The 12,968-nt window shown below is 43.5% G+C and carries 10 protein-coding genes and 1 pseudogene; 6 read left to right on the top strand and 5 right to left on the bottom strand.

Annotated elements, in window-relative coordinates; all coding sequences use genetic code 11:
• Complete coding sequence (locus MgSA37_RS13825) at positions 1-438, top strand: universal stress protein (RefSeq protein WP_096352697.1); 438 nt, start codon at positions 1-3, stop codon at positions 436-438.
• Positions 439-455: 17 nt separating this feature from the next.
• Here MgSA37_RS13825 and MgSA37_RS13820 read toward each other — a convergent pair whose 3' ends face one another.
• The 4 genes and pseudogenes from MgSA37_RS13820 to MgSA37_RS13805 form a co-directional block, all read right to left on the bottom strand.
• Positions 456-1,253, bottom strand: coding sequence for a DUF4249 domain-containing protein (locus tag MgSA37_RS13820; protein ID WP_096352696.1), 798 nt, complete (start codon positions 1,251-1,253; stop codon positions 456-458).
• Between the two features lie 11 nt (positions 1,254-1,264).
• Positions 1,265-3,433, bottom strand: a pseudogene (locus MgSA37_RS13815) (TonB-dependent receptor); the annotation flags it as partial.
• An 18-nt stretch (positions 3,434-3,451) separates the two neighbouring features.
• Positions 3,452-4,204, bottom strand: coding sequence for a C1 family peptidase (locus MgSA37_RS13810; protein WP_096352693.1), 753 nt, complete (start codon positions 4,202-4,204; stop codon positions 3,452-3,454).
• Positions 4,205-4,356: 152 nt separating this feature from the next.
• On the bottom strand, positions 4,357-5,382 hold the full coding sequence (locus MgSA37_RS13805; protein ID WP_232010862.1) for a phytanoyl-CoA dioxygenase family protein: 1,026 nt from the start codon (positions 5,380-5,382) through the stop codon (positions 4,357-4,359).
• Positions 5,383-5,580: 198 nt separating this feature from the next.
• On the opposite strand from MgSA37_RS13805, the gene MgSA37_RS13800 reads away from it, so the two are divergent.
• The 3 genes from MgSA37_RS13800 to MgSA37_RS13790 all read left to right on the top strand — a co-directional run bounded on the left by MgSA37_RS13800 (position 5,581) and on the right by MgSA37_RS13790 (position 8,719).
• Positions 5,581-7,293: a gliding motility-associated C-terminal domain-containing protein gene (locus MgSA37_RS13800; protein ID WP_096352692.1), complete on the top strand. Its 1,713-nt coding sequence runs from the start codon at positions 5,581-5,583 to the stop codon at positions 7,291-7,293.
• A gap of 25 nt (positions 7,294-7,318) precedes the next feature.
• Positions 7,319-7,804 carry a GNAT family N-acetyltransferase gene (locus MgSA37_RS13795; RefSeq protein ID WP_096352690.1) on the top strand — a complete coding sequence of 162 codons (486 nt, stop codon included), beginning with the start codon at positions 7,319-7,321 and terminating at the stop codon, positions 7,802-7,804.
• Between the two features lie 252 nt (positions 7,805-8,056).
• Positions 8,057-8,719 (top strand): endonuclease/exonuclease/phosphatase family protein, encoded by a 663-nt coding sequence (locus tag MgSA37_RS13790; protein WP_157750571.1) that lies wholly within the window; start codon positions 8,057-8,059, stop codon positions 8,717-8,719.
• 47 nt (positions 8,720-8,766) lie between these two features.
• Here MgSA37_RS13790 and MgSA37_RS13785 read toward each other — a convergent pair whose 3' ends face one another.
• Positions 8,767-10,245 (bottom strand): gluconokinase, encoded by a 1,479-nt coding sequence (locus MgSA37_RS13785; protein ID WP_096352687.1) that lies wholly within the window; start codon positions 10,243-10,245, stop codon positions 8,767-8,769.
• A 184-nt stretch (positions 10,246-10,429) separates the two neighbouring features.
• On the opposite strand from MgSA37_RS13785, the gene MgSA37_RS13780 reads away from it, so the two are divergent.
• Both MgSA37_RS13780 and MgSA37_RS13775 read left to right on the top strand, forming a co-directional pair.
• Positions 10,430-11,425 (top strand): 3-keto-disaccharide hydrolase, encoded by a 996-nt coding sequence (locus MgSA37_RS13780; protein ID WP_197706133.1) that lies wholly within the window; start codon positions 10,430-10,432, stop codon positions 11,423-11,425.
• A 197-nt stretch (positions 11,426-11,622) separates the two neighbouring features.
• A complete protein-coding gene (locus MgSA37_RS13775) occupies positions 11,623-12,768 on the top strand; it encodes a metallophosphoesterase (protein WP_232010861.1) in 1,146 nt (381 codons plus the stop codon).
• Positions 12,769-12,968: the final 200 nt, after the last annotated feature.

The raw sequence follows: 12,968 nt of genomic DNA, 5'->3' as shown, positions 1-12,968 counted from the left end.
ATGAAAACCGGTAAAATATTAATTGTTGCGGATGACAGCGCCCCTTCGGTTAAGGCGATACAATTTGGTTTCAATTTAGCGAGGGACCTTTCAGCAGAAGTTATTCTGTTAAGTGTAATCGACCCCATCGATTTCCTTGGAAATCCTGACGCGGGTATATTTCCGGATGATGCTTTGATGGCCGCAAAGGCAGAGGTGGAGACTTTCCTGGTTGAAATGAAAGAGAAGCATGGAGCAGGTATTGAAACCGAAGTGTTAACGCCGGTAGGAGATATCCTTTCTTCAGTCACTAAAATTGCTGTTCAACGGGGAACTTATCTTATCGTTTCCGGTACTCATGGACGTACAGGGTTAAGTCTTTTATTTAAGGGGAGTATATCGCAGTCAATCATCCATCACTCAAAAATACCGGTTATTGTAGTCCCTGCGGCTTATTGACGATTGTATTGCTTGTCCTATTTCACTACTATACTTACCGTTTGCGTGGTATGCGCGCTGAAATAACCCAGGCATGCCGGGCTTATATTTGATGGCGGGTTTGAAGGTGCGACGCCGCCACCGGGCCCACCCAATTGCTGATTCATCAGGGTAACCCAGTAAGTAAAAATCGGCTTATCTATGCATTGCATTTCAACCCTTACCGAATCACCGGGATAAATATCAGTTGCATTTTCAACTAGGTCGCCGTTTACATATCTGCCGTTGGTAAATTCGTCGTCAAAAGCAAAAATCGCATCAACCTGAACGCTGTTTACCCAAAGTACAAACCGGTACTGGTTTGCAACATCCGAAGGATCCTGCAAGTGGATGGTGACTTCTTTCCGATTTTTTTTGGGGTCGAAATCATTGTTTTTTGAAGTGACGGAATCAATTGGAACCGTGGCAGGCATTACAGAAGTTGCGGTATAAGTTACTCCACCTGTCACCACGGTCATTTTATATGTCCTGCCTGCTATCCCGGCCATTTGTGGTGTGGTGTATGTGCCATTCGGATCCTCGGAAAACGGGTAAGTGTGCCCTTCGTCATCACTAACAGTGACTATTGCACCCGAAACGGGCGGGTAGGTATTTGTAGAAGTAAAAGGCACATTGCGGCTAAGGGTAATAAATTGCGGACCTGAAACATTGGTGATATTGCCCTCAATAACCAATTTTCCGCTATTGTTTGCCAGCTTCAAATCGATCACCTTATTACACGAAATGCTTACTGCTGCAATAACCAGGGTAGCTATATATATCTTAATGTTCTTCATCCTCATCCCGTTCAAAATTTAAAATTCCAGGTAATTGAAGGTATCCTTGTAGCAAAGATACTGGTCTCCACAGCTTCGGTGGTGTTTGGGTTTGTCTTGCTATCGCGAAAAGTAATAATATAAGGATCGCGGTGCGCATAAACATTATAAATCCCAAAAGTCCAGCTCGAATGGTATTTTTTATGCTCTTTCCCTTCCAAAGTGGCGCCTATATCCAGCCGGTTGGCTGATGGCATGCGGTAACCGTTACGCGAAGAATAGGAAAACGTGGTTAAACCGCCGATCTGGTATTTGCCCGTAGGAAAGCTAACCGCGTTGCCGGTTCCGTATACAAAATCGCTTGAAAAGGTCCATCGTTTATTTAACTGGTAAATCCCTACGACAGAAAGATCATGCGTGCGGTCCTGCCTTGCCGGAAAATACCGGCCATTATTGATGGCCGCGAATTTCAGTTCGGTACGTGATAACGTATAACCTACCCACCCGTTGAACCGGCCAAACTTTTTCTTTAAAAAAAGCTCGATACCGTATGCCCTGCCGCTGCCATAAGTTAACAAGGATTCAACATCAGGATTAACGATCAATTGGGCCCCATCTTTATAATCAATCTGGTTTTGCATCCATTTATAATACACCTCTGCAGAAAACTCGTAGTTATTTTCATCAAAATTGGTAAAATAACCGGTTGCTGCCTGGTCAGCTATTTCGGGCTTGATATTATTACTGCTCAAAACGTACAGGTCAGTTGGCGTGCTGCTGGTTGAATTGCTTAACAGGTGAATATTTTGGGTGTTGCGGTTATAAGAGAATTTAACCGAGCTATTTTCGCTTAATAAATAACTTGCGGTAAAACGCGGCTCGAGGTTTAAATAACTTTTCACAGTGTTCCCCGAAGCATAAGTCTGGGATGTTAAACTATTGCCTGCCGCATCATAAGTTTTAAACGTACCGGGACCCAGTAAAAATAATCCGCTTAGCCGCACTCCATAAAGTAAGGTCAATTTATTATTTAAACGCCATTCATCACTAAGGTAGGCAGCATTCTCATAGCCATACCTTTGCTCAACGCTTTCATTGTTAAAGTTTGAGTTTGAGTTGGTGGTAATACTACCCGGGGCAATGTTATGATGTAATATATTTAACCCGAATTTAAGCGTATGATCAGAGGTCATTGAGTATTGCAGGTCCTCTTTAAAATTTACATCCGTAATTTGCGAGGTGGCTTTAAAATAATTACTGCTCTGGAAATCCTGGATGGTATAGTTGTAATTGCTGAATACCACAGAAGTATTTGAAAAAAGGCGATTGTTAAATAAATGATTAAAACGGATGGTACCTGTTGAATTGCCCCAGTTGGTGCCAAAAGTATTTTTAAGCAACAGCACGTCTTTACCAAAATACCCTGAAATATAGATGGCGTTTTTATCATCGAAATGATAATTGGCTTTCGCGTTCAGATCATAAAAATAAAGAGAACTCCCTTTCAATGTGGAGTCGGACGAGGCGTGCAAAAAAAAGTCGATATATGTTCGGCGTGCGCTTATCATAAATGACCCTTTGTTTTTAACGATCGGCCCTTCCAGCTTTATTCTTGAAGATATAAGCCCCAGGCCGCCCTGAACAGTATAATCCTTGTTATTCCCATCGTTCATTTTTATATCCAGTACCGATGATAAACGACCGCCGTATTCCGCCGGCATGCCGCCTTTATAGATACTGACATCTTTAATAGCATCTGAATTGAACGTTGAGAAAAATCCAAAAAAATGCGATGCATTATATACGGTGGCCTCATCCAGCAGTATCAGATTTTGGTCGCTGGCCCCGCCGCGCACATAAAAGCCCGTGTTTCCTTCACCTGCCGATTTAATACCCGGCAGCAGTGATATTGTTTTTAAGATATCTTTTTCGCCTAATAATACAGGCACATTATTTACCTGTGCCATATTTAGCTTTTCCTGGCCCATTTGCGGCGAAGTAACATTGTCGTTGTTCGGCTTGTTCGACCGGATCACTACTTCATTCAGTTCGCTTTTTGAATGCAGGCTAACGTTATATACCCGGCTCTGGTTAAGGGTTACTAGTTGCTCTATGGCGTTATATCCAATATAAGTGAATACAAGGGTGTAATTCCCTGCCGGAACAGATATGGAATAAAAACCATACGAATTGGTTATTGTTATTTATGCCATCATTAGCTATTTAACCACTTGTATCGCCCAAAAGTCACTTGCAAGGCTACTATTTGCTACATAACCATAAGGCAAATAAAAGTAGCCGGCGTCGCCCCAATCGGGTCCCCAGCTGTTACGGACAATAAAGTACTGTTCTTTATCATTATAGCCAACGGCCAGCACAGCATGTCCACCTACAACCGGTTCGCCTGGCGCCGGCACCGAAGCATAGCCTGTTTGTGCTACCATCCCGTTATCAAAGCTTGAATGCAGGATAATCCCCATCACAAATGGGCTGCCGTTATATAAACAGGTTTTTAACTGCGCTAAATCGTTACTTAATGACAAATATTGGGTCACGACATTATTTAAGGCATCCTGGTAGCATTCATCTGTTGGCTTCGTTTTCAGATCGTTAGCATCATAGGGCCATAGTGTTTCATTACACACGCCCAGCGTATTTACAATTTTCATCCCGGTTCGTATTTGTGCCCCGCTATCTGCGGTAACATCGCCCTCTTCAACACGTTCATTATAATAAATAAACAATCTTGCCGGCGTAAAGTCGGTAATACCCTGTTTAATCATTTCGTATTCAAAAGCCCCGCCTATGGCGTTACCTGTACAAGAGTTGTATTGCCCCTGGTTATAAACCGGCGGGCAGTGCGGCCGTAAGTCCACTTTGGTTGGCAAAACATTTATCGTCTGGTTAACAGCCCCATATTTAAAATCCCTGCTATCGGGTTTGTCTTTTATCCATCCTTTTTTGTGTTTCATGATTTAATAAGGTTAAAAGGTTAATATGATGGCGCTTAAGGGAACGCCGTTTTTTAAATAAAAGTAAGTAAAGAATGCCACGGATGGCAAGCGTAGTTAAACGGTATTTTGAAACGGTTTTTACGTAATATATAAGGTCGTTTAAATTTCAATCAGAGCCATTCAGCGGTTTCTTTATGACCGAACGGCTCATAGTTAATATATTGCACAAACCGCGGGAGTGACGAAGTATTTGGGCTGCTTCCATGGGGCAGCGCATGGTGCCACAGGATAAAGTCACCCGCGTTTGCTGCAATTGGCATCGGCCCTAAAGCGTAAAGGTCCTGCTTACGCGGATCTGCTCCCTGGGGCAGCTTATTTAACCAGTCGCCAATCACGTTCTGAAAACCCGGCACCAATGTAAACGCTCCCTGGTTGGCTGCCGTATCAGCCAGGTACAAAATTCCCTGTGTCCCAAATGGCATAGGTTGCTTGATACTCGAATCCCAATGGAGCCGCGGCCCGGGGAAATGGTAATATTCGTTCTCGGGCGGATTAAAACCAACCCTGTCGGTATTTACCCAAAGGTCGGTCCTATTCCATAATTGTTCATAAGCCCTCCGGATCTTTGGCGAATTGCGATTCTTATCAAGCAAGGGGTGTTGAAAAAGCTGTATCATTATCCCCTGTTTTGAAGGATGAACCTTATACCATGTATTTGAATCGTATCTGTCAATATCAAGATGCCGGCAAATTACATTTACAGCCGCGTCGCTATCCGCTTTGCTTATGGCTTCCCTGATAATTACATAGCCATTTTTGTCCCAAAAAGCCAGTTCGTCAGCAGTTAGTACACCATTTTCAGTTTCATATTCGTTTTTTGCGATATTACTGCCGATAATCAGCTGGTTAAACTGCTTTATTTTTTCCGCGTCGGGGTTACCGCTAACCGTGGTTATCCAGTTTTCAAACTGTTCAAATGAAGGGCTTTCACGAAAAACGAACGTCATTGTTTGCTCAAGCCCCAGCCCAAGTATTTTCAATAAAGTAGTATCTATTGTCCATTCATCATGAAATGAGCCTTGCGGCAGTTTGCCTTCTCTTTTTAAAATGGATTTATTCCAGTAACGCTTTAAATGCATTACATTTAGTTTCCCGGTTTCGGTTGATGGGGTAATAGGTAAATCCGTTGGTTGCACTTTAAGAAGGTTTAATGATGGGCATAAAAATAAATAAAACTATCTGTAATTTTAAAAATTGGACGAGCGGCATTTGAAATAATGTCAATAAAAAAAGGGGCAATAAATTTTATGTTTGCTGTCGTTTTTTTCAGATTAAAACAAGCGCGGTTTGTGCAGGTAATTTATTGATTTGAATTGTACTATATTTATCAGTTAATGAAAGTATTTTTCCTCGCGCTTGTCTTACTTTGTTTTTGCTGCATAACAACAAATGCACAAGGGACCTTTTGCCCGCCACCGAATATTGGTTTTGAAAGCGGTACCTTCAATGGATGGAGCTGCGATACAGGGAGGGTTGATTCATTAGGACACTTATCGCTTATTTCATGCCAGCCTGCACCAGGACGGCAAACGATAATTGATGCTAATTATTACCCGCAAATTGATCCGTTTGGCAAATTCCCTACTTTGTGCCCTTACGGCGGCAGTCACTCCATTAAATTGGGTAACCAGGATACCAGTAAAAGGGCCGAAAGCATTTCATATACATTTACGGTGCCCGAAGGTGCCAATAAATATAGTATCACTTTTTACTATGCTGTAGTAATACAAAACCCACCGCACCTTAACTTTCAGCAACCCAGGTTTACTGTAAAAACATATAACCTTACTGATAATACTTTCATTACCTGTTCTTCTTTTGATTTTATTGCCTCTGATACCTTATCGCAGTCCGGCTTTAAGCACTCCGATACCGTTTTAAACAAGCGAAGACCGGCAACGGTATATTATAAAGACTGGGCTCCGGCTACTATAAACCTTCAGGGTTGTGCAGGTAAACAGGTGAAGCTGGAGTTTGCGACGAATGACTGCACTCTCGGAGGTCACTTTGGGTATGCTTACCTTGATGTAGCAGAAGATTGCTCTTCGCCAATTGTCGGGAATTCCTATTGCAGTACGCAAACATCCATGGCTTTAACCGCACCCGGAGGCTATGGCAATTATAAGTGGTACACTCCTGACCTGTCGCAACTAGTACACGTAGGCCAGGTGTATAGCATTTCGCCGCCGCCTGAAGATGGCACCAAATATGCCGTTATTATGGAGCCGTTTGAGGGCTACGGTTGCAGGGAAACCTTATATACCACTGTAAGCGAAAACAAGGCGGCTTTTATTTTTAAAACGGCCGATACTTTATGGGGGTGTGAAAAAACCGGCGTTGACCTAACGCTGCCATCTGTTACGGCCGGCAGCAGCAGCGATCTGCAGTTAAGTTATTTTACGGATATGTACGGCTTGAATTACCTGTACAAACCACAAAAAATATTAACCAGCGGCACCTATTATATCAAAGCAGTAAACCGCGAAGGCTGTATCAGCGTGCAGCCTGTTAATGTAGTGGTTGCTAACCCGGTTATAACTGTTGTTGATCCACCGTCTGTAACTTACCCGGTTACCGTGGATCTTTCCTCAACTTTTACCCGCCAGAATAACGCGGTTTACGAATATTTTAAAGATGCGGCCGCAACGAATATAGTTGCAGATTACCAGCACATAGCCCATAGCGGTACCTATTATATTAAAGGGACAAATAAATCGGGGTGTATTACTATAAAACCGGTAAACGTTACTGTGTTTCCGCCACCGCCGCCGGTGGTGAAGGCCGCAAATACTTTTACACCAAATAATGACGGTATTAACGACTACTTTTCATTAACCATAACTGGTTTTGGCTCATTTGGTTCGGTAAGGATTTACAACCGCTACGGCCAGCTTACTTTCGAATCAAAATCACAGGATATTTTATGGGATGGAAAATTCAGGGGGCTACCCGCTGCAACCGGAACCTATTATTGGATATTTGAGGGAACAAACACCTATTATAATACCAAAGTAACCGAGTCAGGATTTATTACCTTGCTAAGGTAATCGTCTCTTGTTTAACTTAAAAAAAATGAGCATAAGGCAAGCCACTGAAAATGATGTCGACGCAATCTGGGAAATTTTTAAACTAGTTGTTCAATCCGGCGATACTTTTGCATTTGCCCCTGATACAGGTATTGCAGAGATGCAAAAAATATGGTTTGCACCCGGCATGAACACTTTTGTTGCTGAAGAGAACGGAAAAATAACCGGATCGTATTTTATCAAACCCAATCAGCCGGGCTTGGGTTCACACATTGCTAACTGCGGTTATATGGTTGACCCGGTAGACAGGGGCAAAGGCATAGCAGGCCAAATGTGCACACATTCAATAGGAATAGCAAAAGCGCTTGGGTACAAAGGGATGCAATATAACCTGGTAGTAAGCACTAATTTAAAAGCAGTAAAACTTTGGAGAAAATGCGGCTTTAACATAATCGGCACAATTCCTGGCGGGTTTAATCACCAGGAATTTGGGTATGTGGATGCCTATATCATGTTTCGCCCGATAGACTGATAGCATAAAATAAAATAATAAATTCCTTAAAAAGTTTTCGGATATTGTTAAATTGCATCTCATTAACCTTAACCTTTTTACAGATGTTTACCAACAGATCTACTTAAAGACTTTCGATCAGCAAAAAACTATTGCCCCGGTTTAATTCATCGAATTTTACCGGGTGATGCACCGGCGGCTTTTTTTAAATTGCCCATGGCTAACCTGAATTACAATAACAACCTAAATATTTTATCATCAAAAACAACGCTCATGAAATTAGTTACGTGGAACATGCAAGGCTCAAATCACAGCACTGAAAATAAGTGGAATACAGGCGTGATGAATTTTTTTTCGAATGGCGCCGATGTTTGCTGCCTGCAGGAATGTGGTGCAGTGCCGCAGTCGGCTTTAATTGTTTATCAAAACTATTGTGGTATTGCCAATTTGCAGTATTGGACATGGGGTGCAGAACGCGCCTTAAAATACATCTTATTTTACCCGGCAGACCCAAACGGCAATCGCTGCAATTTAGCTATTGTGTCGCGTACAGAACCCGTTTCAGGCACAATCGTATACCCTGGGGCAGCGCCTATATGGCGGCCCGCTTTAGGTTTTCAGTATAACGCCACCCATTTTATTTTCAGTTTGCACGCCATTAGCCCCGGAGGACCAGATGTGGTGGGTTTGTTAAATGCAATAAATGCTGTTGCAGGCAACCCTGGTCAAACCTGGGAAGCAGCAGGTGATTTTAACCGTGAGCCGGCAACCGTAGCCACTGCATTTACAATTTGCCCGCCTGATGCCGATACCTATAGTGTAAATAACCCCAATAAAAGGATAGATTATGCAGTTAAAATTAACGGGGCTGTGGTTGTCGGCTTCGTACAGGGGCCAATTATGTCAGATCATTATTCGGTGGCCTATACATTTTAATAGCATCAGATCATATTGGCTAAGAGTCAGTTTATGAATAAATTGTTTTATTGATGAACCTGATGCATGGTCGGCTTTAAATCATGGTATAGCTGCCGGTATATTTCAAATTGTTTTGCATATACCGCCGCATTTTCAGGATCTGGTTTGACGAACCGCATCTGAGACAGGAGGGGCGCTGGATAATTTTGAGATAACCCGCAAGCTTTCATGGCAATAAAAGCGGCGCCAACGGCCGAGGCATCATCAGATTGCACAATGGCCAGGTTTTTCCATGTAATATCCGCCAGCAGCTTTACCCAAACTTCGCTTTTAACAAAGCCGCCGCTGATATTTACCTGTATGATTGGTTCTGAATTTTGCTGAACAGCGTCCAGTACGTCTTTCAGTGCAAAGCAGATGCCCTCCAACACAGCTCTGGAAAAGTGATCTTTGGTATGTTGCAATTTTACACCGAAAAATACGCCGCAGCTCTCGCTATCCCATATCGGGGCACGTTCTCCGGTAAGGTAGGGTAAAAATATTAATCCATTGGCTCCGGCGGGTATTGCAGCAATCTGTTCAAAAGCCACCTCGTATTCAGCAGTAGAAAGGTCTGGGCCTGAAAAGTTTTTGAGCCACCATTGTATGGCTATGCCGCCATTATTAATAGGGCCGCCGCAGATATAGGTTTGGTCGTCGAGAATATAACTGAAGGTCATGGCAGCCTCGTTGGGTAGGGGCTTATTGCTGGCCACCCTTACAGCACCGCTGGTACCGATAGTGATTGCAGCTACTCCTGGCTTATCGGCCATACTGCCCAGGTTAGCACAACAGCCGTCGCTTGCCGCTATGGTTACCGGTGTACCGGGCATAAACAAACCTGTATCGGGCAAACTGACCTTGTATTTTTCAGTATAATTGGCGGGCACGGGGCGTGAAAGCAATTTGTCGTTAATCCCGGCCATTTTAAGTGCATCAGGGTACCATTCAAAGTTCACAATATCAAATAAACCGGTACTTGATGCGATGGAATAGTCAATAACAAATTCGTTAAAAAGCTTGTGCCAGATAAATTCTTTAATACCAATAAATTTTTGAGCCTTACTGTAGATGTCCGGGTTATTTTCTCTTAACCAAATGAGCTTACAAAGCGGCGACATGGCATGTAGCGGGGTGCCCGTAGCTGTATAAATCGCCATCCCCTCAGGCGTTGCCCTTAGCCTTTGGGCGATGACTGAACTCCTGTTATCCGCCCAGGTGATCATAGGCGCAAGGGCATTGCAGTCTTCATCCACCGCTATCAAACTGTGCATGGCGCTGCTTAGGCCAACGGCCAGGGGCTGTGCGCCGGTTTTAAGGATGATCTCGCCAACGACCTCTTTAAAAGCCTTCCAGATATCGCCTGGATCTTGTTCATGATAGCCGGGGTTGGGCGAATTGAATCCGTAATGCTGCTGGCGTTCGGTAAAAGATTTACCATCCGGATCAACTGCTACAGCTTTTACACTGCCCGTACCTATATCAATACCTAAAACGTATTCCATACCAATGATTGTAGCCGCAAGGTAGGAATTTCGGGAAAATTGCAACCATCAAATCTTAAATGCCCTTAAATCCAGCGCATCCTTTGATATCCAATTGAATTATCTGTCAATTAAATTGCCTGCTGATCTGAATTTTTACTTAATTTGGGATCGTAAACCCAAATTTTAAAATATCAAAAAAAGCATGAAAAACTTACCTGTAAGCGGCGTATTGCCGGTTCCCCGTTTTTTAAGGGTACAAATCATTTTATTAATGGCTGTTTTTTCAGCATTCACCGCATTGGGGCAAGCCCATATATCATCAGGACTGGCAAAGGACCCCGACGTGGTTGGACGATGGGATATTACGATGGACAAAGGCGGTAAAAGCATCCCTTCGTGGCTTGAGGTGCAGAGATCTGGCACCCATACGCTCATTGGCCGTTTTACCTATGCATTTGGCAGCGCACGGCCTATTTCCGAGGTTAAGCCCAGCGGTAATAAATTTAGTTTTTCTATCCCGCCGCAATGGGAAGAAGGAAACAGGAATATGGATTTTGAATTTGAAGTCAACGGCGACCAGATCAAGGGCACCATGGTTTATACCGATGGCGTTTCGTATAACTGGACAGGAGTAAGGGCCCCAAAAATGGCAAGGGAAAAAGCGCCTGTTTGGGGCACACCTGTCAAATTATTCAACGGTAAGAACACCAAAGGGTGGCATACTGACGGTGATAACCAATGGATTGCTCAAAACGGTGTTTTAAGAAGCCCGCATTCAGGCGCCAACCTGATCACCGATAGAACTTTTAGTGATTTTAAATTGCATATCGAATTCAGGTACCCGCAGGGCAGCAATAGCGGCATTTACCTGCGCGGCAGATACGAGTGCCAGATCATCGACACCAAGAGTGGCAACCCCGAACCGATCAATAACCAATTTAGTTCGATATACGGCTTTTTGCCGCCCAACAAAATGATGGCGAAAGATCCCGGTCAATGGCAAAGCTATGATATTACCCTGGTGGGCAGGTTGGTAACCGTAGTTGCTAATGGAACTACCGTAATATGCAATGCCGAAATACCAGGCATTACCGGCGGAGCCATCAACAGCAGGGAAGGCGAGCCAGGCCCGATATTGATCCAGGGTGACCACGGGCCGATTGATTTCAGGAATATTGTGATTACGCCGGCGAAATAGGGATTTTTAATTAAAACCGATTATAATACTAAAGCCTCCGAAAATTCGGGGGCTTTTTGCTGCCAGGACAAAGGCCGGTTATTAGTTTAAAATGTTTTCGGAATTCAATCGTCTCTCTAAAAAAGCCTTACTAAACAATTAGCGGCTTAACGTACTTTTGTAAAAATGAAACAACGCCTTCCTTTTGTATTACTGGCTTGGATACTTGCCGATATTTATTTTTTCACGCTATTGCTACCTTAACGAGTAATCAATTTATTTTATGGGGATACTGGCTGTTTGATCTGCTGATCGCCTTAGGATTTGCTGTAGTGATCAGGCAGCGCAGGACTAACCGGCCGCCGGGAAATTCAATTGCATGGTTAATGGCTCTAACCTTGCTGGTTTTTGTTCCTAAAATTTTCGCCTCGCCTTTATTATTGCTGGAGGATATTATCAGGGCGTTCCGGCACTTTCCGCCCCATAGTATCTGGGTTAGTGAACTGGCCGTATTAATTACCGCTTTCGTGTTTTTAAGTTTACTTTACGGTATGACGGGCGGGCGGCACCGCTATAAAGTACACCGGCTTACGCTAAAATTCCCTGACCTTCCGAACGCGTTTGATGGCTTTACAATAACCCAATTATCAGACATCCATGCAGGCAGTTTTACCAGCAAAAAGGGTGTTGAAAAAGGCGTATCCCTTGTTAACGAGCAAAACAGCGACCTGATATTATTTACCGGCGACCTGGTTAACAATGTGGCCAGCGAAATGGATCCATGGATAGATACCTTCGCTAAACTGAAAGCACCTTTCGGCAAATATTCAGTTTTAGGTAACCATGATTACGGCGACTATACCCGCTGGGAAAGCGAAGCTGCACAAGCCGCCAACCTGGTTCGCCTGAAAAAAGTACACAAAGAGATTGGCTTTAAGCTTTTGCTGAATGATGCGGTACAGGTAAAAAAAGATGGCGGTTCAATTGCGTTGATAGGAGTAGAGAACTGGGGGAAAGGTGGATTCCACAAATATGGTAGTTTAACCAAAGCTGCTGCAAATGTTACTGATGATGAATTTAAGATCCTGATGTCGCATGATCCTTCGCATTGGGAAGCAAAGACCCTTGAACATGATAAACACATCAACCTGTCGCTGGCCGGGCATACACACGGCATGCAGTTCGGTATCGAGCTGTTTGGCTTTCAATGGAGCCCGGTGAAATACGTTTACCCGCAATGGGCCGGTCTTTACGAAAAGAAGGGCAAATACCTTTATGTAAACCGAGGCTTTGGCTTTTTAGGGTTTAAAGGCAGGCTGGGTATCTGGCCGGAAATTACGGTGATCACTTTAAAGAAAGGTTAATCAGGAATTCATATTAAATAACAAAGCCCCCCGATTTATTGGAGGGCACTGAAAAAGTCCTTTAAAGTTAAATAGGTAGTTTTACAACTAAAATGGAGGCTCTGAGAATCGTCTGCATGAAAGTGAGCTCCACCACCTTCCCAAACAAGTCAAAGAAAAAGAGGGCTGTTTTCATTATTGAAAACAGCCCTCTTTTGATG

The organism is Mucilaginibacter gotjawali, from assembly GCF_002355435.1.
Classification (GTDB): domain Bacteria; phylum Bacteroidota; class Bacteroidia; order Sphingobacteriales; family Sphingobacteriaceae; genus Mucilaginibacter; species Mucilaginibacter gotjawali.
Note: the sequence above shows the minus strand (reverse complement) of the source record. Positions and strands in the feature narration are given on the sequence as shown.